Origin of the sequence: Chryseobacterium sp. R2ACT005, assembly GCF_049949215.1 — a bacterium.
Lineage (GTDB): Bacteria > Bacteroidota > Bacteroidia > Flavobacteriales > Weeksellaceae > Chryseobacterium.
In genome coordinates this window covers 3,384,144-3,408,404 of record NZ_CP188192.1, presented here as the reverse complement: position 1 = coordinate 3,408,404, position 24,261 = coordinate 3,384,144, and the positions used below count along the sequence as shown (strand labels likewise).

Sequence of the window (24,261 nt, the reverse complement as noted above, 5' to 3'; positions counted from 1 at the left end):
AAAATTAGAAAATGAAAATAGCAGTAGTAGGAACAGGATATGTAGGTTTGTCTAATGCCGTCTTATTGGCCCAAAAAAATGAAGTTATAGCTTTAGATATTATTCAGGAAAGAGTAAAATTGCTTAATTCTAAAAAATCTCCTATTGAAGATGAAGAGATCAGTACTTTTCTAAGCACGAAACCACTTAATTTCAAAGCTACTTTAGATAAAAAAGAGGCTTATGATAAAGCCGAATATATTATTGTTGCCACTCCAACAGATTATGACCCTACTACTAACTACTTCGACACAAGCAGTGTTGAAAATGTAATAAAGGAAATTGCAGAATATAATTCTGAAGCTGTAATTATTATTAAATCTACAGTTCCTGTAGGATATACTGCAGAGTTAAAAAGCAGACTGAATGTAAATAACATTGTGTTTTCTCCTGAATTTTTGAGAGAAGGCAAAGCTTTATATGATAATTTATATCCTTCCCGAATTATTGTTGGGGAGCAGAGCGAGAGAGCAAGGATTTTTGCAGAATTACTGAAAGAAGGTGCTGTAAAAAAGGATATTCCGGTTTTATTTACAAATCCTACCGAAGCAGAAGCAATTAAATTGTTTTCAAATACCTACCTAGCATTGCGTGTTGCTTATTTCAACGAATTAGACAGCTATGCGCAGATTCATGAGCTGGATACCCGCCAGATTGTAGAAGGTGTTGGGCTGGACCCAAGAATTGGTTCTCACTATAATAATCCATCTTTTGGATACGGAGGATACTGCTTACCTAAGGATACCAAACAGCTTTTGGCAAATTATAACGCTGTTCCCAATAATATTATTCAGGCAATTGTAGATGCAAACAGGACCCGTAAGGATTTTATAGCAGACTCTGTATTAGCCAAAAAACCCAAAAAGGTAGGTGTTTACCGTCTGATCATGAAAGCAGGCTCCGACAACTTCAGAGCATCTGCCATACAGGGAGTAATGAAAAGGATTAAAGCTAAAGGAGTGGAAGTGGAAGTATTTGAACCGGCACTTAAGGAAGATAATTTTTTCGGTTCCAAAGTGGTAAAAGATTTAGAACTTTTCAAGAAAGAATGCGATGTAATTATTTCTAATCGTAAAGCATCGGAACTTTCTGATGTACTGGAAAAGGTGTACACAAGGGATCTATTTGGTAATGATTAAAAGTAAATAAATTGTCAAGTACAAAAAAGATCGCAAAAAATACAATATTACTCTACATAAGGATGATCATCAATATGGGGATCTCCTTATATACTTCACGGATTATTTTACAGAAGTTAGGTGTAGAGGATTTTGGAATATATAATTTAGTAGCAGGTGTAGTTGTATTATTTTCTTTTTTAAATAATGCAATGACAAGTGCTACTCAACGATTTTTGAATATTGAATTAGCTTCAAATAGTAAAGAAAAAGTTAATAGAGTTTTTTGTATGAGTCTCAATATTCATATAATTATTTCAATTATCGTATTGGTTTTGTCGGAGACTATTGGATTGTGGTTTTTAAATTACAAATTAAATATTCCTGTCAACCGGCTTAATGCAGCGAATTTTGTATTTCAGTTTTCTATTATTACAACAATCATTAATATCATTAGAATACCTTTCAATGCTACCATACTTGCGAATGAAAGGATGTCATTCTATGCCTATCTTGGGATAGTAGAGACTATACTGAAACTAGCTATTGTATTTTTATTATCGCTTTTTGTTGAATATGATCAGCTGGTCGTTTATTCATTTTTGTTATTACTGGTTAATCTTATAGTTAATATAATTTATAAAATTTATTGCTATAAGAACTTTAAGGAAGAAACTGCTTACCATTATTTTTCGGACAAAAAACTATTCAGAGAGTTATTATCTTTTTCTGGCTGGAGCTTATTTGGACAAGTGGCCGTTTTAAGCTCAACACAAGGATTGAATATGATTATGAATATATTCATCGGTGTTACAGTGAATGCAGCCTTAGGTATTGCGAATCAGGTCAACAGTGTTTTGTATAGTTTTGTTTCCAATATGCAGGTAGCATTTAATCCACAAATTACACAGAGTTATGCATCAAAAGATTTAGAAACACATAAAAAATTAGTATTGAATACTTCAAAATATTCAGTATTTCTATTTTTAGTTTTATCAATACCGATTTTATTACATACAGAATTTATTTTAAAATTATGGCTGGGTGTCAATTTACCGCAATATCTTGTAAGTTTCACTCAGATCGTTATTATAGGCTCTATTATTAATGCTATAGTTGGGCCATTTTGGATGTCTGCTAATGCCATTGGAAATATTAGAAATTATCAGTTGGGTGTTTCATTAATATTATTATTAAATCTCCCACTGGCATATATATTCTTAAAATTAGGTTTTTCTCCTGTATATATTATGAGTTTAAACGTTATTTTGAATTTATGCACCTTTGTGTTTCGTTTTCTTTATGTTAATCATAAACTGAAATATGATTTGCCAGATGTACTACTTTATTTAAAACAGACCTTCCTGGTTATTTTCTCTTGTTTTATTCTGGTATGGCTCATAAAAAAAGTACATTTTAACAGTTATTTTTTTGCAATATCTTCAACTATTGGTGCTGAGATTATTTTGTTTGTATTAATTATTCTTATTGGCATTAAGCGGGAAGAGTATTTACAGGTTAAGAAAAAAATCATTAAAAAAATAGGAAATAAATATGGATTTATTTAACAGAATAAAAAATAAAGCAAATTCAATTATTAATAACATAAATAATAATGCCAGAGTAGATAAAATTGCTGATGAGATTACTAATTGCAGATCAAAGCGGTTATTTTTATTTCAGACTCCTACCCATACTAATATTGGAGATCATGCTATTGCTGAAGGACAGCTAAAATTTTTTCAGGAAAACTTACCCGGGCATCATATTTTTGAGATCAATCAGTCTCAGATGAAGTATTTTATTGAAAAGTACAGACATACTATTCATCCTGATGATTTAATATTCATTCATGGCGGGGGTAATTTTGGAAATGAATATATGAGGGAAGAAAATTTAAGAAGAATGGTAATTCAAAACTTTCCTGAAAATAAAACTATACTGTTTCCGCAAACAATCTATTATTCCAATGATCAGATTGGTGAATCTGAATTAAAAAGAACACAGGATATTTTTGAAACACATAAAAATTTGATTTTGACCGCAAGGGAAGAAAAGTCATTTGAATTAATGCAAAAATATTTTCCAAAAAATAAAATAATTCTGACACCCGATATTGTTCTATACACTGAATATAGTTTTGAAAATGAAAGAGAGTACGCATTAGAAGTAATCAGAAATGATCAGGAATCAATACTAACAGCAAACGATAAAGATAAAATTACCCAAATTTTAGAAGGAAAATTTGACAAAATAATTAAATCTGATATGCATTGTGATAAAATAACAGATTTAGATATAGAGTCAGTGAGAAAAAAAGTATTGACTAATAAGTTATTACAATTTTCTAAGGCAAAAATAGTTGTCACTGATAGATTACACGGAATGGTTCTTTGCATCATTACAGGAACACCGTGCGTCGTTTTTTCAAATTATAATCAAAAAGTTATAGGAACTTATAATTGGATTAAGTATTTAAAATATATAAAGTTTGTTAAAAATATAGATGAAGCAAACAAAGCAATAGATGAGTTATTAAGTAATGATAACTATGAAAAATATAATCCTCAGGAGATAAGGAAGTTTTACCTACCATTAATAGAGAATATAAATGAATGATGTTTTTTTATCAATTATTGTCCCAATATATAATGTTGAAAATTATATAGAAAAATGCATTGCCAGTATAGTGCAAAATACTTCTGCTAATTTTGAATTGATCCTGGTAATTGATGGCTCTCCAGATAATAGTATCAGTATTTGTAATAAATATAAAAATGTAGATAAAAGAATTGTCGTCCTGGAAAAAGAAAACGGAGGGCTTTCTGATGCCAGAAATGCGGGATATAAAATAGCGAAAGGGGAATATATTTGGTTTGTGGATGGAGATGATTATATTGAAAGTGAAAGTATTGACGTCTTTTTAAAAAAAATTAATACAGAAACAGATATTTTATTATTTAATTATCAGGAAATTTATGAAAATAAAATTGTCAAATTTGAAAAATTTGAAAATGAAGAAAAAATCAATGGTCACGATTTGTTGTTAAAATATAATAACTATGGTATTCAGGCGTGGACACAGATCTATTCAAAAAAATTCTTAGATAAACATCAGATTATATTTGAAAAAGGGGCAATATATGAGGATGTATTATTTAATACACAAGTATATAGTAAAAATCCTGTTCTGCAGGTTATTGACAACATCTTTGTAAATTATGTACAGAGGGGAGAGTCAATTATGAAGAAAAAACAAACTATAAAAAATATAGAATCAGTATTAAAAATTTTAGAACTCTATAATAAGAAAGATATAATAGATTTTTTTCCAAAAAAGTTCATAATAAATAGACATCACTATTATTTTAGCCTGTTATTCATTTTTTTACATAAGAGTAATATGAAAAAAGATGAAATTATGGATCTCTTGAATAATATTAGTACCAAAAACTTTTTTGTTTTTACAAGGCAGTATGATTCTTTTATTGTGAAATATATTAAAAGAAAACTATTTCCTTCCCAATCGATTTTTATTTATAAGAACTGGAATTTTATTTTCCTTCTGATAAGGTTGGATAATTTGATTAATAGATGAATTACTTAAAGAAAAATATAACCCCAATATTAGTCATTTCACAAATATTTGGTTTATACGGTGGTATGCTACAGGCACCGAGACTTCTTGCTATTTTATTTTTACCATTACTGATACAGGATTTAAATAAAAAGCTTATTAAAGGGAAAGAGTATTTATTGTTTTTCTTTTCTTTTATTATGTATTGTGTATTGTCAATGTTATTTTTAACATTTAATAATGACCAATCATTAAAAGAGTTTGCATATGCGCTGATAAATTTTATCATTTTCGTTGAAATAGTAAATTTTAGCAAGTATATAAGTTTAAATAAGCTGATAAATGGCTGGGTTATATTTGTATTACTAAGTATTCCAATTGCAATTATAGAAATTAATTTCAATTTACATTTTTCTAATTCAAAGTTTGGAGATGATACGGTATTAGGAGGTGTGGGAACTCTTAGAAAATATGCAGCTATTACTTTTGGAAATTATAATTTGTATAATCACCTTTTGGCGATTTCATTTCCATTTATTTTAGCTAAACTTAAATTTATTTCAAGCAAATTATTTAAAATATTTTATATCCTTTTTATTTTAGCTATTGTTTGGGTTGTATTAACTAATGCAAGTCGTGGTACTATGCTGTGCTTATTAATATCTACTATTATATATATTATTTTTTATTCCAGCAAGTCAATCAGCAAAACCATTATGTACACATTCATTTCAATAATAGCATCTGTTGCAGGGTATATATATGTAATGAATAATGCATCATTTTCCTATTTAAAGACAAGAATAGAACAAAAAGGACTGGAAGATAATTCTAGAAAGGAAATGATTAATGTGGGTATCGACATGTTTGTGGACTCAAAATTTTTGGGTGTAGGAGCTGGAAACTTTTCTGATACAGCTAGTAAAATGACAAATAATCCTATCCTGGTACCCCATAATTTATTTATAGAATTACTTTCTCAATACGGGATTGTTGTATTCTTTACATTTCTTTTATTGTTATTTAAAATTTTTAATCCAAAAAAGATTTTTAAAAAGCGTGAAATTCCAAACTATATTTTATTAGGATCATTACTAGTAATGCCATTAGCATTTACAATTAATAGTGTTTATTTAAATAATCCGTACATGTGGATTTGGCTGGCAAGTCTTTATTGTATATCATCATTTTATAAAACGACAACTAAAAATGTTAATTGATTATATAGATAGAAAGTATTCATCGTTAAGAAAAATTTCTAAAGCTCAGTCTTTAGCAAGATTTTCTATAAGGAAGTTTTCAAATTTTGTCTTCCCGATATATCTTAAAAATACTATAAAAGAAGTAGTACTACCCGAAAAAGTGTCGGAAAATATTATCGTGTCACTTACAACATTTCCAGGAAGGATATCCAAATTATGGATGGTTATAGAATGTATGTTACGGCAAAGTCTGCTCCCAAACAAAATTGTTTTGTATTTGGCAAAAGATCAGTTTCCGAATGAGTTAAAAGATATACCGGATAATTTGATAGGTTATTATAATAAGAAGCAATTGGAAATAAAATTTGTAGATGAAGATTTAAGGTCTCATAAAAAATATTACTATGCCTTTAAGGAATATCAAAATGATGTTATCATAACAATAGATGATGATATTTTTTATCCGTCAAATATCATTAAAGACTTAATGGATTTACATGCAAAATTTCCTGATGTAATTTGTTGTCATAGAGCCCATAAAATCGTAAGAAATGATGATAATACAATAAGCAAATATTCCAACTGGAAAAAAGTTTTTGGAAATTTTGGACCGGCATTTGATCTATTTCACACAAGTGGGGGAGGAACTTTGTATAAGACTAACTTTTTTAGTGAAGAAGTTTTAAACAAAAATGCTTTTGTCAGCTTATGTTTTATGGCAGACGATGTCTGGCTGAATACGATGGCTCAGTTGAATAAGACAAAGACCGTGAAATCCAATTATTTTTCAAACTTAATTCCCATTGAAAATAAAAATTCCCTCTTTAAGCTAAGTCAGGAAAACGTGGCGGATGGAGGTAATGATAAGCAGTTACAGAATCTGATTCAAAATTATAATATTAATAATTATGAAATATTTAAGTGATTTTATAAAGCTTAGTGCGTTATTATTATTTAGCTTTTCTTTTGCTCAGCAAAACAGAATAAGCAGGTATAATGCAGATATGCAGGCATCCAAAAGTTATGGTTTGCAGAAAATGGAACTGTCATCGAAGAGTAAAAATACTTACGATTTCATGGCATTAGGATATTTTATCAATGCAAATAACAATATGTATCTTAAAACAAAAGATAAAAAATATATTGATACTAATATTTCTGTCATAAAACCAATCCTGATTGATACCAATTCAAATACCTCATACCAAAAAAATGGCTGGGTGATGAATGTAGCAAAAGGAAATCAGAATGCAGCAGTGAACGGGCAGGAACATTTAATTTCAGAGGGATATTTTTTCAGATACATCGGTGAGTTTTTGGATATTCTAGCCAAGAATAAATTATATACGAATTATCAACCGGCGATAGAAAGTGGTTTAAAATACTCCTTCGATAAATGGAAAGCCAGAAGCTTCAGCCAATATGGAGATTATTCATTATTGTTTCATCAAAGGCTTCATACAGGAGCAAACTGGGCTGTTGTTGCACTCTATCTCATGAAATATGACGAATCTGAAAAAAATTCATATGCCTTATTTGTAAATCAGTTTGATCAGCAGCTGAAAAAAGCGTTGGTTTTAAACAAGAGCGCAGGTAGCGTTTTGTATTACACGTGGAACAGTACATATCCTGATACTTTTTGTAAGGCATTACAGAAAATTAAGAATTATAAACCGGTCGTACAAGATGTATCGCATGGAAATCATGTCGTATTATATTTAATAAAGGCAAAAGAACTGGGAAATGCCAATTGGGCTGACTTTAATTTCAGTTACCTCTGCAATACCTTGAAGCTTAAGATTCTAAAAGGAGATAGTATTGCCGATAATGTAGATGGCACTACAGATCCAAGTGTGCAGAATACAGGATGGAAAATATCGGATGGCTGGATGAAACTTATCTATTTTGATACAAGTTTATATCCTTTAGTCGAAAAAAAACTTGCAAATTATAGTAATAAAATTAACAACTCTTCTTTAGAGCTGCAGTTTAATTCAATTTATCCATAATGATACTTCACATTACAAACGATTACTCAGGATCTACAGTTTATAAAAATTTAGTGAGGGAGCTGGATAATAACGGGCTAGAGCAGATTGTATATAATCCATTTCGAGAATCTTCCAGAATAGGGAAAAATAAAATAGATTTTAAAAGTACCCGCTCACAGATTATCTACAGCCATATTTTATCAAAATATGCAGATCGGGTTTTGTATAAGAAAAAAATTAAAAAAATAGTACAAGACATTGAAGCAAAAGTAGACCTCAAGACCGTCAAATTTATTCATGCTCACACATGGTATAGCGATGGCGGAGTGGCCTATGAGCTTCATAAAAAATATAATATCCCATACATATTGGCAGTGCGCAATACGGATCTTAATGTGTTTTTGAAGTATTTTCTTCACGAAAGAGGCTACGGACAAAAAATACTTCAGAATGCAAATAAGATCATAACCATTTCTGCAGTCTATAAAAAAAGAATGCTTGAAGATTCACGCCTGTCTCATATCATGAGCGATGTACAGCAAAAACTAATGGTAATTCCAAATGGTGTAGACCCTTTCTGGATAGAATCAAAGGTTATGAACAGGAAAATTGTTGAGAATGAAAAAAGCATTCAGTTGCTTTATATAGGGAAATTCAATAAAGGCAAAAATGTCTTTAACCTTATTAATGCTGTTAAGAATCATAATCACAAAATTCAGAATAGGATAAAATTAACACTGATTGGAGGAGGAGGAAATGACGAGAAAAGAATCCTGGATTCTATTAAAAACGATCATTCCTTTGAGTTTGTAGGAAAAGTAGACAGTCTGCCTGTTCTAAAATCCTATTACGAACGAAGTGACTTCTTTACAATGCCTTCCAAAGCAGAAACCTTTGGCCTGGTCTATATAGAAGCGCTTCTGCAGGGCTTACCGGTAATGTACACGCAAAATGAAGGGATCGACGGTTTTTATGATGATTCTATTGGAGAAAAAGTGGAAGACACCTCTGTTTCTGCTATCGAACGAGGGCTTGAACGGTTAATCCAAAAACGAAATCATTATAGTTTTGATATTGAACAATTGTTAGAAAATCATGACTGGAAGAGAATAGCTGAAGTATATCAACAATTATATATAGAAAAAAAATAATGAATATATTATACATCCACCAATATTTCGTAACTCCTCAGGAGCCAGGAGGAACAAGATCGTACTGGCTGGCACAAGAACTTATTAAAAATGGGCATAAAGTTACCATGCTCACCTCATCATCCAAATTTTCAGAGGATATTAAAATTGTAGAAATTGATGGTATTGAAGTCGTTTATATAAAAGAAGACTACGACCAGAATATGAGTGTTTCAAGAAGGTTAAAGGCTTTCTTGAAATTTATGTACAAATCATCTGTGCTAGGATTGAAACAGAAAGATATCGATTTGGTGATTGCTACATCTACTCCTCTTACAATAGGTATTCCGGCACTTATATTAAAGTGGTTTAAAAAGAAGCCTTTTGTTTTTGAAGTAAGAGACCTCTGGCCGGAGGTGCCAATACAGATGGGAGCCATAAAAAACAGTTGGACAATAAAAACGACACGTCTGCTGGAAAAAGTGATTTATAAAAACGCTTCCCGTGTTATTGCGCTTTCTCCGGGTATGCAGGAAGGAGTTGTAAAATATATTCCAAAAGAAAAAACATCCATGATTCCTAATATGGCTAAAATGGACGAATTCTGGCCCAGGGGAAAAAATGATCAACTGATGGAAAAACTCGGGTTAAAAAAAGATTCCTTTAAAATAGTTCACTTTGGGTCTCTGGGGTTGGCAAATGGAGCACAGACAATTATTGAATCCGCCAAATTATTAAGCAATAGAGAAGATATAGAATTTTTGTTTGTCGGAGGAGGCTCTACTGAAAAAGATTTAATAGACGAAGTGGAAAAAAACAATCTTAAAAATGTAAAATTTCTCGGAAAGTTCCCTATGACTGACGTATCCGAGATTGTCAATTTTTCGGATGTTTCGATGATTTCCTTTTTGGATATCCCGATTTTGTATACCAACTCTCCAAACAAGCTTTTCGATTCGTTGTCTGCAGGAAAACCAATTATTGTAAACTCTGCAGGATGGACGAAAGATATAGCCGAAAAATACCATTGCGGATATTATGTAAATCCAAACCGTCCTGAAGAGCTTGTACAAAAAGTACTCTATCTGAAAGACAATCCTGAATTGGTAAAGGAAATGGGACAGAATGCAAGGAAATTAGCTGAAACAGTTTATGACAAGTCTATTTTGTGCAAAAAATTTGTTGAAGTTATCGAACAAAATAAATGATCAAGAGAGAGAATAGATCTTATATACAGAAAATATATCTGAAATAATAATAAGAATGTTGATTTTGTGTGTGTTTTATAATCGACTTTCTTATATGTTCTAAGTATAATCTGTTAAAAAGTTACTTAGAGTAGTTATATCCGAAATTTTTATATTTGAAAATGTGTATTTTACAATAAGCTTTAAAAGAAAAGGAATAGGTTTCTTTGGAAAAACTAAAAAAAGCTATATATTTGCACCAGTTAAAAACAAATGCTCTTAGATTGTTTACGAAAGTGATTTATATGATCATTTACTAAATAGGAGAGTATCTTAAAGCAGATGGATAGAACTTTTCTGAAAATCAGAAGCTCTGTCTGGATTGTAAAAGTTTTGTCAATTTACCTTAAAAAAATTGATCCGGTAGTTCAGCTGGTTAGAATGCCGCCCTGTCACGGCGGAGGTCGCGGGTTCGAGTCCCGTCCGGATCGCAACTATTAAATTAAAATAGTACAAAATGCTGTAAAATAGATGTTTTACAGTATTTTTTTTGTGCCTGTTCCAAATGGAGCTAAAAGGTAGACTTTCCTGTTTTTTGACCTCTCCCCGTTAATATTACCAATCTAAAATAGAGAAATTTGCTTTTTTGATTGCCTTTCGATGAACTCATTTGGGGTTAGATTTCCTAATGAGCTATGCGGTCTGTAATCATTATAATCCTCTTTCCATGTATTTAATTTTTCCTGTGCATCCTGAAGTGATAAAAACCAGTTTACGCTTAGGCATTCATCTCTCAATGAACCGTTAAAGCTCTCTATAAATGCATTGTCAGTAGGCTTCCCTGGTCTGGAAAAATCCAGTTCCACATTCTTTTCGTAGGCCCATTTATCCAATGCCTTGCTGATAAATTCCGGTCCGTTATCTATTTTGATACGCTTAGGAACAGTCTGCTCTTCAAAGGTAATATTTTTTAATATTTCCGTAACCGTTTCACCTTTAATGGAAGTTCCCGCCTGAATTGCCAAACATTTTCGACGATAATTATCAACTAAAGTCAGAAGCCTGAATCTCTTTCCATCAAACAGGGCATCACTCATGAAATCCATACTCCAGCACTCATGTAAACTGGAGGATGTACCATCTGTAGGTTTTCTGTTTCTTGCGGATTTTATTCTCTTGTTCTTCTTTCTACGCAGATTCAAACCTTCTTCACAATAAATCCGATATACCCGTTTGTGATTATCTTTCCAACCCTCACGCCTGAGAAGAACCTGCAAGCGTTGAATGCCATAACGGATACGGATTTGTGAAAGTTCCACCAGTCGCATTCTAAGGGCAGTATCATCCCTACGATGAGATTGATAGTAATAAACCGTTCGTTGAAGAATTACCAAATCGCAGCTTCTTCTTAAAGATACTTTGTAATTATCGTGTATTTCAGTAGCCAACCCTCGTTTTTGAGCTGGCTTCAAAACTTTTTTTTCAAAACATCCTGTAGAATTTGCTTATCCAAACTTAAATCGGCAACCAGTTTCTTAAGCTGGTTGTTTTCTTCTTCCAACTGCCGTAATCTGCGAAGCTCAGAAATACCCAATCCACCGTATTTCTTCTTCCAATTGTAGTAAGTGGCCTCGCTGATGCCCATTTTACGACAAATCTCCTCAACCTTGACCCTGTCTCAGATTGCTTTAAGGCGAAGACTATCTGGCTCTCCGTGAATTTGCTCTTTTTCATAAGATTTTCTTTTTTTTTTAAGTTATAATTTTATCGAAAATCTCTACTTTTAAATGGTAGGGTTTTTTGGGAGAAGGTCATATTCATATTGGGATTTGTATAGATTTATTAATCAATTATTCAAGGTATATTAGTAAAAATACAGAAAATTAATTCCAGCTGCTCTTATATTATTGTTTTTTTTTTTTTTTTAATTAATTTATTATAATTCAATTAATTATAAAAAAAGTGAGTTACTTGGGTAGTATTTTTTTTTCATCAAAAATTATTTAGAAATAGTTTTGCTAAGTATTCTAAAAGCACAAATAAATAACACAACGGTTAACTTTAGTATGGTGATCAATATGATTCCCTTAAGATCGTTTAAATTAAACTTTATGAAAAAAAACATTTTACATCTGAGCATGATTCTTCTCTCATCATTTGCTTATTCCCAAGTTGGTATAAATACAGCAAACCCACAAGGAATTTTTAATGTTGATGGCGCTAAAGACAACCCCTCAACAGGAGCACCAAGCGCAGCGCAACAATTGAATGATTTTACAGTTACCTCAACAGGAAAAGTGGGTATTGGTAAAACAAACCCAACTGAAGCTTTAGATGTTATAGGAAAAATTAAACTATCAGAACTTGGAAATTATAATTCTACCACTTCTATTCCTTTAGTGTGGGACACTGTAAATCAAACCATTTCAAGAGGAGCTTCAGATGCAGAAAAACCTTTTAATATACTAAGGTATGTAGTATCAACAGCACCACATCAAGATTGGGTATCTAATTTCGATACCAAGATTCCTTCAAACAAGTATGTTGTAATTGTAACGTCGGCCCAGTTTCAAAAGGGATCCGGTGCCTCGTATATAATTAATAATGTTGCTGGTCTTAGTGCTACAGATTCTGCTACCCCTTTTCTTAATATAGGAACTTTTGACGAATCTGGTACCTGGCGTTTAAACGCTGATTATGTGAATGCAGCACCTGGTGTCAATGGTACTGATTATTATTGGACATTTGATTTATTGGTTATTAACAAGAATCAAGTTATCAATATTGCTAGCCAAACTGGTATGGTTAATAGTTCTGGTATAGGAGCTGCAACATCTTCACCACTACCATAGTAAGCCATTCTAGTAAAATAAAATCTTTTACCGATATTTTGATAATTCCTCTTCACATCTATAAAAGTGGAGAGGAAATTAGTACTACCACAAATTATTAATTTTATCCTAATGGGTGCAGTTAAAAATAATTAATAAAGCGATACAATATTTATACAATAATTCTTAAATAAATATATTTGTTTAAGAAAAATTTTAAAATTTTTTTTAAATAAATATATTTGTTTAAGAAAAATTTTAAAATTTTTTATTATTAATAAAATACAAAGAAAGAATATTTAAATTATTATTCTCCGAAAATTGGATTGTGGACAATTTTATGATGAAAATTTTTAAAACTATACCTGTTTTTTTTATTTTTTTTATTCCCTCTTTTGCTTTTTCTCAACAGGAAAAGCTTAAGGAAATAGATGTTTTATTGAGAAACGCAGATTACTATGTTTATGTAGATTTCCTAAAATCAATGCATTATGCTAAGAAAGCAAGCTTAAAAGCTGAAGCTATAAATAATTCTGAAAAAAAAGCTGAATCTTACTATTATCTTGCTAGAAGCTTTGTTTTCTTCAAAAGGCATGAAGAAAGTTTTTTCTATATTGAAAAAGGGATGAGAGAACCTGCCACAAATAAAAATGCCTTTTTAAAGGCTTCATTTATGGATTTAAAATGCATAAATTACTCAAGATTATATTTGGCAGATCAGCAAATTAGAGAACTCGAAAAAATACTATCCTTATTAACTCCACGGAATGACCCTAATTCTAAAATATTCCTAGCTAATGTTTATATGGAAATTGCTGACCATTATACTGATGCAAATAATTTACATCTGGCAAATATTTATTCAAATAAGTCAATTCGTTCTATAGAAACGATTTCTGATGGCGATTATATCAAAACCAATAGAATTAATAAAAGAAAAGCTTTTATCTATTATTATAAGGCTGTAATTCTATTCAGTGAGAACAAATTAGATTCTACCAGATACTATATGGAGAAGGCCTATGTACAGGCTATTTCTGATCATCATGTTGATATATCACCTTTTTTAGCCTTATATGGAGATTATTATTTCAAGAAAAAGGATTATCACAAAGCACTTCAATATTATCTCAATGTGATGCAAAATAAGAAGAAATTCAAAGAACACAGTGCAGATATAAATAAAAAAATTTCAAGGGTATATGGCTTGTTAGGAGATGATCGAAATGAGAAATTATATTTAGAAAAATCGTCTAATGATCTCCTTGTAGATCAAAGTAATAATAAAAATGATATCCAGATTGCCATAAAGTCAATACTAAAAGAGGAAGATCACTCAAACCCAAATAAAGAAAACAGAAAAAATCTGATTACTATTTTGCTGAGCTTCACTTTTGTAGTGATACTTATTTACATAGGTATAAAAATTCATAGAACCAATCAGACAAGAGAACTTAATAAAAAAAACAACTGTTTAAAAGATCAATCAAAAATAATTTACGAAAATGAACAAAGAATAGAAGTTCTTGAACAAAAACTAAATGATTCTTTTTTAGAGCTAATAGAGATGGCCAAAAAAAATAATCCTCAATTTTGGACTCGTTTTCAGGAAGTTTACCCAGATTTTCGCGAAAATCTGGTCTCGTTGAATTCAAGCATGAAAACTTCTGAACTTACTCTGTGTGCATATATATATTTTGGTTTTACCAGCAAAGAAATTGGAGAGTATACATTTAAATCAGCAAAGACTATAGATAATAACCGTTACAATCTTAGGAAAAAGTTACAAATACCTTCTGAGGTAGATTTTTCAATGTGGCTGAAAAACATGATAAAAGCTCAGGATAAATGAACATTTAAGGAATAAAAAAACTCAACAGTAAGTTTGCTGATTAAATCTACTAAGAAAAGTGAAATGAAAGAAATCAGAATATTCTTGAATGACTCCAAAAAAGCTAATGCATGATTACCCCATAGGGCATATTCAAAACGATTGGGGAACAGAATTTTTTAAATGTCAAAAAATAAGTAAATGAAAAAATGGAGTTGCTAACTTTGTTAGGACAGGATTCTTATACTCTTTAACTTTAAGAGTATGAAAAAGATCAGAAAAAATTACAGTCTAGAGTTTAAGATCAAGCAGTATCTTTAAGTGAACAACGGGGCAACGTATCTTCGGTAGCTCAAGAATTTGGGATCTGCAAAGAAAGTTTAGTCAATTGGAGAAAGCTTCACAAAGAAGGTAAGCTTACAAAAGAAAAACAAATTTCCTCTGATCCTATAAGATAAGAGCTACTGAGGCTTCGCAAGGAACTAGAAGAAACAAAGTTAGAACGTGACATCTTAAAAAAGGCGATAGGCATCTTCTCCAAGAGAGACGGGTAAGATATAAATTTATCAAAGAACACGCTTGTGTGTTTCCTGTCGGGAAGATGTGTGAGGTATTAAAAGTAAGCAGGAGCAGTTTCTATCATTGGAAGAAAAGAAAACCCACTATGCGATCAGAAAGAAGAACTGTTTTATCTGCGGAGATCTTCAGTATCTATCATTGGAGCCGTGGCAGACATGGGAGCCCCAAGATTGTCAGGGAACTGGAATCAAAAGGGATAAGAGCTTCTCGCTCTTTTGTAGCAAAGCTGATGAGAGAAAGAGGTTTGAGAAGTATTGTAAAGAAGAAATTTAAGAAAACCATCAACTCTTCTCATCGATACCCTGTTGTAGAGAATTATCTGAATCAGAATTTTCAGGTTAAAAGCAGTAAAGAAGTCTGGGTCTCTGACATTACCTATATCCGAACAGGTTAGGGCTGGTTGTATCTCACAACGGTCATTGATTTATATGACAGAAAAGTTATCGGCTGGTCATTAAGTGAGACGATGAAGGCTCAGGATACAAGTATTGCTGCCTTGAAAATGGCACGGCTTCACCGTCCTTTACAGGATCATGATAGTTTAATTTTCCATTCGGACAGAGGGATACAGTATGCCTGCACAGAATTTACCTCAATAGTCGAAAAAAACATTACCCGAAGTATGAGCGGAAAAGGAAATTGTTATGATAATGCTGTAGCGGAGAGTTTTTTCAAGACTCTGAAAACCGAACTTATTTATCAAAATAAATATGAAACTAGAGACCATGCTAAAAACTCTGTGTTTGAATATATAGAAACATTTTACAACTCAGAGAAGGCTAGGGAATTTAACCATAAAAGAGTATCAAAATTTAATGTCTAATCTATCTAAAAATGTAGCATAAAGAGTATATAAATTTTGTCTCAAAAATTGTTGCAAGTTCATATCTACTCTTATATATTTAAACATACATAACAATGGCTGGAAGAAATTCCAGCCATCATTGCTTTAAAGTATTGTTTATAATTTACTTTTTAATAATTTTTACAATAGTTTCAGAATTGTTGATTCTTACCAGATAAGCTCCGGTTAATAATGAAGTAACATCTGTTTGTTTATTGATAAATTTACCTTCTTTCATCAACTGTCCGGACATATTATAAATCTGATAATAATAGTCCTTATTGTCTTTAGCTTCAATATACAGGATATCTTTTACAGGATTAGGATATAGAACAAGCTTATTGTCTTTTACTTTTTCCTCGATAACCGTTTTACTGAAAGCAGTTCTGGCCTGAAAGCCTGTGTTTGGTGTTACAGGAATACCTGGCAGCGGACCTCTCGGAGTACCATTATCTTCTTGTTTCACACATCTGCAGTTCATGCCTACATAAGGATCTGCGTCTGTATATTTCACAAGAATTCTGTTAAACCTGTCCAGACTCATAAATGTACCTCTTCCAGTAAGGTTTTGGTGTAAGTTTGCATACCAGATTCCACTTGCTGATAATGCATCAATAGTACCACTTAGTTGACCTGCATTGAGGACAGATCTCTTACCTCTCATATAACCTTTGGGATAGTATCCTACGTTATATAGGCTGTTTTCAAATTTAAATCCTACGGTATTGCCATAGGGATTGATAATCCCTGCTGGATAATGAGTAATAACGGCCCCGTAATAGCCTTCTTCAGTAAGGTCAACAGGCTTACCATCACGTCCTCCACTTGTAAAAAATTCAGGATTATTTTTTAAGCTCCAAGGAGATGATTTTATAGGAGTTGTACCGGTTTCAGGAATTCTCCAGCCATCTGGACAAGGGTCGAATACAGATTTTTTAGCACCTAAGCCCCATCTTTCATCATATAATCCATGATAATTTGTATCAAACAACCAATCTGAACCTAGAATATATGTTACATCAGAGCGAGTTGGATAAGCAACAGTTGGTTTCATGAATTTTAATGGGTTTGCTACAGAATATCCAAGTAGTTTTTCTATTCTTACATCTATTTTATCAACTGTGTTAATACTGCTTTTGTAGGTGTTGTAATCCACTACATTAGTTGAATTATATATAGTTTCAGTTAAAGTAGAATATGTTACAACCCCATTATTAGTAGTCCCTGAAAATACATTAAATTTAGTATTATTAGGAGCTATATTAGTGAATGTAGGTAGAGGATCTTTTCTTCCCCATTGATAATGTAATCCCTGAGAATTATTTAACTGTGCTATATCAGCTGCTGACTGCGTATAAAGTGCCGGCATTACATCAATAGCTCCTAGATTTCTATCCTGAATTGTTGTTTTCATGATCGTTCCCTGCTGCGTATAATTCATATAATTATCAGTTATGATAGGGTCATCATTGACATGGGTAAGAGAATTAACAGGTGTATTGGTTACCCAGATATGCCAGCTCCAGTACACAGGGTTGCTGATTGAACCATTATGTAAAGTAACAACAGCATTTCCAGATTGGTTAGCATTTACTTTCACATCGATAATCGCATCTTTGGAAGAAGGATTATTTACAGTTAATCGTGTTACCAAGGCCGGATTATCTGTCCAAAGGATATTCGCTTTTAAGTCGTTGAAGCTTGTTGTATTCAAGATTTGGGTATTACCTAAATAATTACTTTGCACAGAGAAAGCTTTACTTACTGGTATTGAAACAGTCTGATCAGCAGTTGATCTTGTAACCATATAAGTATTAGGATTATCTAGTCCTGTTTTGTAAGTTTCAGTTTCACTAAAGAAAGTAGTTTCAAAGTTGTAGTTATTTTTTACAAATAACGGATCTTTAATACATCGGCAAGCATGTGCATTGTTTGTAGGATAGTCTTCAGCTGGTCTATAATTATAAAAACCATAAACATTAGGGTAGTTCGTAGGATCTGGCCTGTAATTATTTACAATTTGGTCAGAAGATGGAATTAATCTTAATGCACTTGCTATTGATGAATAACCACCGAAACTAGTCATTGTGGATGTCCATAGATATGTTTCAAGCTGATCAGTAAATTCAGGTTTTCCGTGATATCTGGTATCTGTACTAATACCATTTCCTATCCATCCTGTTCCTGGGAATATTCCAATATTGTTTCCTCCTACATTCGACATATCAAAACCGTATTGAGGATATATCTTTATGCCTGTAAGATAAGTTTTAAGATTTGATAATCCGGGAGGAATCTGATATGTATTCAATGCAGATAAGGGGCTATTTATTTTGGTTCCAAAAGGAGTAAAATCTATTCTCATACTTTTTGATGATGATGCTACCAACAATGAAGGTAATCTCCATCCATTAGGACAAGGGTCATAAGAAGATTTATTTCTATAGGGCTGTGGAACTGAAATATCTGTTGTTGCCTGCACTCCCAAAGAGTTATCAGACCATAAATTAACCTTACTTAAATCACTAGTTTGCAGTCCTGGTACCTGTCCAAACCAATTGTAATAGTATGGTACATTACTAGCAGTGCCATATATAGAAGGATTAGCAGTACCGTCATCGTTGACATATAGTAAGCTTAAAGGATTTTTTACAGACGTCCTAATATTGTCTGTTATGTTTGCTGTTGATTTATTGATAAAGAGCCTTAAATCATTAAAATTTTTATAATTAAAAGAGTTTGGAAAATTAAATCTTGGTACTGCTTCATTATAAATAATTTTACCTACACTTCCTGTTACCTGATAAAAACTGGCATCTCTATTTGTCAATGGTGGAAAAGGGTCTTTTCTTCCCCATTGGTACATAAGCCCTCCGTTTCTGTTCCAACCTTCCCCATTAAGAGAACTTCCAATTGCACCAAGATTTCTGTCCATCCAACCCCACTCAGCATTAGGAATAGTTTCTACGGTTCCGTCGCTTAATTGTCTTTTTACATCATCATAGCTTTTATAGGTAGTACCATTTGTTGGGTCATCCGTTACCCAAACGTGCCATGACCAGAATACTTCTCCATTTACCTTAAAAGCAACCAATGCATTTCCTTCTTTTACTTTATTAACAGGTACCTTTATTTTTGCATCTTCCCCTGAGCCTATAATATCCAAAGTATAATTTTCTTTAGATTTTATCAATCCCATATTATCTTCCCACAATACATCAGCGGTTACGGTTCCTGAAGGTATGTCAACCCCTTTCATATAATTCCCGTTTCTCCACATTTCGTAGGCTTTTTTTACAGGAATATACAATCCGTCTACGTTATTGCCTTCCTTATCTTTGCCTGTGAAAATATAACTGTTGGGAGCCTTAGTCCAGTCCAGTGATTTTACTTCAACTGTTAGTGTTGCATTTCCTGCGCACTGTCCTGGCGCCGGAGTAAAGGTGTAAGTAGTTGTTGTCTGATTGTTTGGAGCAGGTGCCCATGTACCGGTAATTCCTTCATTTGAAGCAATCGGTAAATTAAATACCCCACCTTGATTTATAGCTGCAATCTGTGTAAATGCAGGGATTACAGGATTTGGGCAGGCATTGCCATTGCATAACTGTTGTACAGGGTTTAACAGCATGTATAATGCAGCATTGCTTTGGCTGGAAACTTCGGCAATTATATTTTCATTAGTATAAGCATTATAATTAACAGTTAATTTATAACATAAGAAACCACTATAAATTTCAGTGGCAGGATTTGTAAATGTCTGACTGTACAATACTCCTCCATTTGGATAGTATAATTTTACCCAGACGTCCGTTCCGTTCCAGTTATTCTTAGGAATATAAATGGTATAAGTTTGCCCGTTACGGTTGATACATACTCCGCTTGCTTTATTTATACAGGCATTTTGAAGTGTAAAATTATTCCATTCACTTTGTGGCAATACCGGCAAGGTATAAGATACTGCAGCATCTGATGGGCTGCTCACTTCAAAAACTAGGTCTTCGAAAGGATAGGCTGCAGTTTGTTTGATGTAATAATACTGTGTGCCGTTTGCGGATGTAACCTTTGGCAGACTAGCTGTATTTAAAGTAATCGGAGATAAAGCCGTCCCTCCTCCGTAACCAAAAGCTTTTACTGTTACAGTGTTTCCATTCCATTGATTTACAGGAATCAGAATTTCTGCAAAACCACCATGTTGACGATTGAAACAAACGTCTGCTTTGGGAACTCCACATACATCTGATGTACCAGCGGTATTCCATTGATCTTGTGGAATTGCCGGCAAGGTATAAGATACTGCAGCATCTGATGGACTGCTCACTTCAAAAACAAGATCCTCTGTAGGATATGCAGCCGTTTGTTTGATATAATAGTACTGTGTACCGTTTGCAGAGGTTACTTTAGGCAAATCCACTGTATTTAATGTAACAGGAGATAAAGCCGTGCCTCCTCCGTAACCAAAAGCTTTTACTGTTACAGTGTTTCCATTCCATTGATTTACAGGAATTAAGATTTCAGCAAACCCGCCATGTAGACGGCTGAAACAAACATCAGCTTTAGGAACTCCACACACATCTGCTGTCCCGGCGGTATTCCATTGATTTTGTGGAATTGCCGGCAAGGTATAAGATACTGCGGCATCTGATTGACTGCTCACTTCAAAAACAAGATCTTCAGTAGGAGCAGCTGCCGTACGTTTAATATAATAATACTGTGTGCCATTTGCAGAGGTTACTTTAGGTAAATCCACTGTATTTAATGTAACAGGAGATAACGCCGTCCCTCCTCCGTAACCAAAAGCTTTTACTGTTACAGTGTTTCCATTCCATTGATTTACAGGAATTAAGATTTCAGCAAACCCGCCATGTAGACGGCTGAAACAAACATCAGCTTTAGGAACTCCACATACATCAGCCGTCCCGGCGGTATTCCATTGATCTTGTGGTAATGCTGGTAAGGTATAGGATATGGCGGCATCTGACTGACTGCTTACTTCGAAAACAAGATCTTCAGTAGGAGCAGCTGCCGTACGTTTAATATAATAATACTGTGTGCCATTTGCAGAGGTTACTTTAGGTAAATCCACTGTATTTAATGTAACAGGTGATAATGCCAATCCTCCTGCAATACCATAGGCTGTTAATGTCACACTATTTCCATTCCACTGGTTTACGGGAATTAATATTTCAGCAAAGCCTCCATGAAGACGGTTGAAGCATACATCAGCTTTAGAAACTCCACATACATCAGCCGTCCCGGCGGTATTCCATTGATCTTGTGGTAATGCTGGTAAGGTATAGGATATGGCGGCATCTGACTGACTGCTTACTTCGAAAACAAGATCTTCAGTAGGAGCAGCTGCCGTACGTTTAATATAATAATACTGTGTGCCATTTGCAGAGGTTACTTTAGGTAAGTCCACTGTATTTAATGTAACAGGTGATAATGCCAGTCCTCCTGCAATACCATGAGCTGTTAATGTTACGTTATTTCCATTCCACTGGTTTACGGGAATCATGATTTCAGCAAAGCCTCCATGTAAACGCTTAAAGCAAACATTACTTTGAGCAAAGCCTGTAAACCATGAAGTAAAGAATAGAAAGATAAAAATCTTCAGTAGTTTTTTTTTCATTATTTAATTTTTTTCATATGTTCAATAATTCTTGAGAACCAATAGGTCTGTTAGCCATATTTTAAATGTTAACCGGTGACAATTAGGTGGTGAGTTTGACGGATACAACTGAGCGTAATACAGCCCAGATTGATAAGGAAGTTTTTTTCTCATATGCATGTTTTTTAGGATTTATCTGATTTATGTTATGAACCGTATTCAAATTCTATGGTATTTGTAGGTTCCGAATTATAGATTTAGAAGAAGTATATAATGAATAGCAGACATGTAGAACCGATTATTTATTACAACCGTTTTTTATTACAAAATCACAATAAGGTACCCCAGATTAGATGGTAAATTATTACATCATTGCAGTTTTTTGATCTAAATGATCATGACAGATTTGTTGGGGTCGTGTTATCTTGTAATGGGTAATAGGCTGATAATAGAGTATAAGCAGCCCGGCTTGGGATTAACAGTCTTTTTCTCATGTTTGTGTTTTTAGTTTTTTAGTTTTTATAAAAATAATGGATAATCAATTATACAGTTATGTCAACTTACAATCAGGATAAACAGAAAGAAAATATCATAAAATAAATATTGTATTAATGAGAGTTTTCTATTGATTTTTTTGCGCTTTTTATAATGTTTTAAATAAATATGAGCGTAAAACTGCATTAATTTGTTAATAACCATTATTTTTGCAAATATACGATATTAAAAAAAACACACAATGAGTCAAAAAAATCTGACTAATATGACCTCAGCTGAGGGTAGAGAAATATGCCCTGTTCAAAAGCTTTTAAAATCCATTTCAGGGAAATTGAAACCGGAAATATTGAGTTTGGCAATTAAGTCAACTTTACGTTTTAGCAGTTTATTGCGTGAGATTGAAGGATCTAATAAACAATCACTATCCATTGCATTAAGAGAGCTGGAAGAAATGGATTTATTGGAGAGAGTGGTTGTCAGGCAAAAACCTTTGCATGTAGAATATAATCTTACTAAAAAAGGAAAAGCATTAATCCCCATTTTTCAACAGTTGGAAGGTCTGGTATAAAAGTGAAAAATTATTTTACCTTCAGGTAGAGCTGATCGTAAATCAAAAAGCCGGCTCTGAGTGAACCGGCTTACTGTTTATTTACATGAAGAATTTAAAGGGTTGTTAAGATAATCTTTCCCTTGTGGCGGCTGTACAAAATAAGGTGTTCCATACGTATTTCCCGGGCGGAAAAAGTCAGTGGAAATTACCTGGGCTCCACTGGCGAAAGCTGCCTTAGAACGTATAAAATCATTGGTCTTAGCTTCGTAGGTTTCAATATCTGATCTGGTTCTGACCATAAAGCCCTGCTTTACCAGATTCTGTATCTCTTTCTGTCTTACAATAGCATTATCCCGTAGGATAAATCCTGCGAAAGAATCATCAGGCTCACTGTTTAGGAACATGACTCTTTCTTTTAATGAACCGTCTATGAGGTAAGGGTTATTCTTTGAAGATAAAGTTCCCGCACTTCCGGGAAGCAGCATAAAAATAAATTTCCCTTTGCTGTCGTTCAGTTTAGGCCAGTTATTGTGGGTTACAGCTTCCCTGAGCGTAGGGTATTTACCCTGAACTTCTTTTGGAGTGATGATCTTGCCTTTTCCAAGGTATTTTACAATTTCTCCATCCAGATCATCGTAGGCTCTTTTATCAAAAGGAAGGACTTTTGTGCTGTTTTCAAGAATCGGGAAACCTGAATCTTTGGATTCGATCATCATAAAAACCGGAGTGTGATCAGGATGTTGATCAGACCATGTTTTAAGAGCGGTAAGCGCATCTTTCAAAGTCGGATAATGAGTTCTGAAATCAATATCTGCCATATGCAATACTTTAAAACCAGGCTGATCCATACCTTTTGTATTAAAAGAAGCCAGATCTGTTATTCCTTTTGCCTTTAATATTTCATACGTGGCAGGATGGCTGAATCTGCCGCCTTCCGGATCATAATAGACATCTATTTCCAGGCCTCTAAGATTGGCGTTGAGCTGTTCCGTGAAGTCAGGATGATTATAATTCAGTCCTTCTTTCAAGTCCATTCCATAGGGGTGATACTCTTTAAATTTAGCTTTTTGCTCTTCAGACATCATACTGCTGTATTTCTGCATCATTCCGTTGATGATAGGAGTTACCAGATCCAGTACTTTAGGATCTGCCGGCTGGGCGTATGAATTATGAGTTCCTACAATCTGCAGTTGATTGATTCTTATATTCTGGCAGTTATCCTGTGCCTGCAGCAGTGCTGTCATACAAAATGCAGCTCCATACATATACTTTTTCATAT

17 protein-coding genes, 1 tRNA gene and 1 pseudogene are annotated in these 24,261 nt (G+C 33.1%); 16 read left to right on the top strand and 3 right to left on the bottom strand.

Features of this window, described 5'->3' with window-relative positions:
• Positions 1-11: 11 nt before the first annotated feature.
• From ACPF63_RS15535 to ACPF63_RS15490, 10 genes are all read left to right on the top strand, one after another.
• Positions 12-1,178 (top strand): nucleotide sugar dehydrogenase, encoded by a 1,167-nt coding sequence (locus tag ACPF63_RS15535; protein ID WP_426480530.1) that lies wholly within the window; start codon positions 12-14, stop codon positions 1,176-1,178.
• Positions 1,179-1,189: 11 nt separating this feature from the next.
• Positions 1,190-2,725, top strand: coding sequence for an oligosaccharide flippase family protein (locus ACPF63_RS15530; protein WP_426480529.1), 1,536 nt, complete (start codon positions 1,190-1,192; stop codon positions 2,723-2,725).
• Entirely contained in the window at positions 2,712-3,776 is a 1,065-nt protein-coding gene (locus ACPF63_RS15525; protein WP_426480528.1) for a polysaccharide pyruvyl transferase family protein, read from the top strand. The genes ACPF63_RS15530 and ACPF63_RS15525 overlap by 14 nt, the downstream gene beginning before the upstream one ends.
• The gene (locus ACPF63_RS15520; protein WP_426480527.1) at positions 3,769-4,755 is read left to right on the top strand and encodes a glycosyltransferase; all 987 of its coding nucleotides are present in this window, start codon (positions 3,769-3,771) and stop codon (positions 4,753-4,755) included. Before ACPF63_RS15525 ends, ACPF63_RS15520 begins: the two co-directional genes overlap by 8 nt.
• Entirely contained in the window at positions 4,752-5,954 is a 1,203-nt protein-coding gene (locus ACPF63_RS15515) for an O-antigen ligase family protein (RefSeq protein ID WP_426480526.1), read from the top strand. The genes ACPF63_RS15520 and ACPF63_RS15515 overlap by 4 nt, the downstream gene beginning before the upstream one ends.
• A complete protein-coding gene (locus ACPF63_RS15510) occupies positions 5,944-6,861 on the top strand; it encodes a glycosyltransferase (RefSeq protein ID WP_426480525.1) in 918 nt (305 codons plus the stop codon). Before ACPF63_RS15515 ends, ACPF63_RS15510 begins: the two co-directional genes overlap by 11 nt.
• Positions 6,845-7,945: a hypothetical protein gene (locus tag ACPF63_RS15505; protein WP_426480524.1), complete on the top strand. Its 1,101-nt coding sequence runs from the start codon at positions 6,845-6,847 to the stop codon at positions 7,943-7,945. Before ACPF63_RS15510 ends, ACPF63_RS15505 begins: the two co-directional genes overlap by 17 nt.
• Entirely contained in the window at positions 7,945-9,078 is a 1,134-nt protein-coding gene (locus tag ACPF63_RS15500) for a glycosyltransferase (protein ID WP_079240790.1), read from the top strand. Before ACPF63_RS15505 ends, ACPF63_RS15500 begins: the two co-directional genes overlap by 1 nt.
• Entirely contained in the window at positions 9,078-10,265 is a 1,188-nt protein-coding gene (locus ACPF63_RS15495) for a glycosyltransferase family 4 protein (RefSeq protein WP_426480523.1), read from the top strand. Before ACPF63_RS15500 ends, ACPF63_RS15495 begins: the two co-directional genes overlap by 1 nt.
• Positions 10,266-10,661: 396 nt before the next feature.
• A tRNA-Asp gene (locus ACPF63_RS15490) sits at positions 10,662-10,735 on the top strand.
• A gap of 132 nt (positions 10,736-10,867) precedes the next feature.
• Here ACPF63_RS15490 and ACPF63_RS15485 read toward each other — a convergent pair.
• Positions 10,868-11,978 (bottom strand): annotated as a pseudogene (locus ACPF63_RS15485) (IS3 family transposase).
• A gap of 377 nt (positions 11,979-12,355) precedes the next feature.
• Between ACPF63_RS15485 and ACPF63_RS15480 the strand changes: the two are divergent.
• From ACPF63_RS15480 to ACPF63_RS15460, 5 genes are all read left to right on the top strand, one after another.
• Complete coding sequence (locus ACPF63_RS15480; RefSeq protein WP_426480522.1) at positions 12,356-13,096, top strand: hypothetical protein; 741 nt, start codon at positions 12,356-12,358, stop codon at positions 13,094-13,096.
• A 319-nt stretch (positions 13,097-13,415) separates the two neighbouring features.
• Positions 13,416-14,927 carry a tetratricopeptide repeat protein gene (locus ACPF63_RS15475; RefSeq protein ID WP_426480521.1) on the top strand — a complete coding sequence of 504 codons (1,512 nt, stop codon included), beginning with the start codon at positions 13,416-13,418 and terminating at the stop codon, positions 14,925-14,927.
• Positions 14,928-15,271: 344 nt separating this feature from the next.
• The gene (locus ACPF63_RS15470; RefSeq protein ID WP_426483226.1) at positions 15,272-15,364 is read left to right on the top strand and encodes a hypothetical protein; all 93 of its coding nucleotides are present in this window, start codon (positions 15,272-15,274) and stop codon (positions 15,362-15,364) included.
• A gap of 206 nt (positions 15,365-15,570) precedes the next feature.
• On the top strand, positions 15,571-15,879 hold the full coding sequence (locus ACPF63_RS15465) for an IS3 family transposase (RefSeq protein ID WP_426480520.1): 309 nt from the start codon (positions 15,571-15,573) through the stop codon (positions 15,877-15,879).
• Between the two features lie 6 nt (positions 15,880-15,885).
• A complete protein-coding gene (locus ACPF63_RS15460; protein WP_426480519.1) occupies positions 15,886-16,308 on the top strand; it encodes a transposase in 423 nt (140 codons plus the stop codon).
• 145 nt (positions 16,309-16,453) lie between these two features.
• Here the strand turns inward: ACPF63_RS15460 and ACPF63_RS15455 are convergent, their stop codons facing one another.
• The gene (locus ACPF63_RS15455) at positions 16,454-21,958 is read right to left on the bottom strand and encodes a T9SS type A sorting domain-containing protein (RefSeq protein WP_426480518.1); all 5,505 of its coding nucleotides are present in this window, start codon (positions 21,956-21,958) and stop codon (positions 16,454-16,456) included.
• Positions 21,959-22,673: 715 nt separating this feature from the next.
• Between ACPF63_RS15455 and ACPF63_RS15450 the strand changes: the two genes are divergently transcribed.
• Positions 22,674-23,000 carry a winged helix-turn-helix transcriptional regulator gene (locus ACPF63_RS15450; protein WP_426480517.1) on the top strand — a complete coding sequence of 109 codons (327 nt, stop codon included), beginning with the start codon at positions 22,674-22,676 and terminating at the stop codon, positions 22,998-23,000.
• A 77-nt stretch (positions 23,001-23,077) separates the two neighbouring features.
• Here ACPF63_RS15450 and ACPF63_RS15445 read toward each other — a convergent pair whose 3' ends face one another.
• Positions 23,078-24,259 (bottom strand): phosphatidylinositol-specific phospholipase C domain-containing protein, encoded by a 1,182-nt coding sequence (locus ACPF63_RS15445; protein ID WP_426480516.1) that lies wholly within the window; start codon positions 24,257-24,259, stop codon positions 23,078-23,080.
• Between the last annotated feature and the right edge of the window lie 2 nt (positions 24,260-24,261).

Excerpts from the sequence above, each read along its gene's own strand:
- ACPF63_RS15535 (WP_426480530.1), top strand. The coding sequence starts at position 12 with ATGAAAATAGCAGTAGTAGGAACAGGATATGTAGGTTTGTCTAATGCC.
- ACPF63_RS15525 (WP_426480528.1), top strand. The coding sequence starts at position 2,712 with ATGGATTTATTTAACAGAATAAAAAATAAAGCAAATTCAATTATTAAT.
- ACPF63_RS15520 (WP_426480527.1), top strand. The coding sequence starts at position 3,769 with ATGAATGATGTTTTTTTATCAATTATTGTCCCAATATATAATGTTGAA.
- ACPF63_RS15515 (WP_426480526.1), top strand. The coding sequence starts at position 4,752 with ATGAATTACTTAAAGAAAAATATAACCCCAATATTAGTCATTTCACAA.
- ACPF63_RS15510 (WP_426480525.1), top strand. The coding sequence starts at position 5,944 with ATGTTAATTGATTATATAGATAGAAAGTATTCATCGTTAAGAAAAATT.
- ACPF63_RS15505 (WP_426480524.1), top strand. The coding sequence starts at position 6,845 with ATGAAATATTTAAGTGATTTTATAAAGCTTAGTGCGTTATTATTATTT.
- ACPF63_RS15500 (WP_079240790.1), top strand. The coding sequence starts at position 7,945 with ATGATACTTCACATTACAAACGATTACTCAGGATCTACAGTTTATAAA.
- ACPF63_RS15495 (WP_426480523.1), top strand. The coding sequence starts at position 9,078 with ATGAATATATTATACATCCACCAATATTTCGTAACTCCTCAGGAGCCA.
- ACPF63_RS15480 (WP_426480522.1), top strand. The coding sequence starts at position 12,356 with ATGAAAAAAAACATTTTACATCTGAGCATGATTCTTCTCTCATCATTT.
- ACPF63_RS15475 (WP_426480521.1), top strand. The coding sequence starts at position 13,416 with ATGATGAAAATTTTTAAAACTATACCTGTTTTTTTTATTTTTTTTATT.
- ACPF63_RS15465 (WP_426480520.1), top strand. The coding sequence starts at position 15,571 with ATGCGATCAGAAAGAAGAACTGTTTTATCTGCGGAGATCTTCAGTATC.
- ACPF63_RS15455 (WP_426480518.1), bottom strand. The coding sequence starts at position 21,958 with ATGAAAAAAAAACTACTGAAGATTTTTATCTTTCTATTCTTTACTTCA.
- ACPF63_RS15450 (WP_426480517.1), top strand. The coding sequence starts at position 22,674 with ATGAGTCAAAAAAATCTGACTAATATGACCTCAGCTGAGGGTAGAGAA.
- ACPF63_RS15445 (WP_426480516.1), bottom strand. The coding sequence starts at position 24,259 with ATGAAAAAGTATATGTATGGAGCTGCATTTTGTATGACAGCACTGCTG.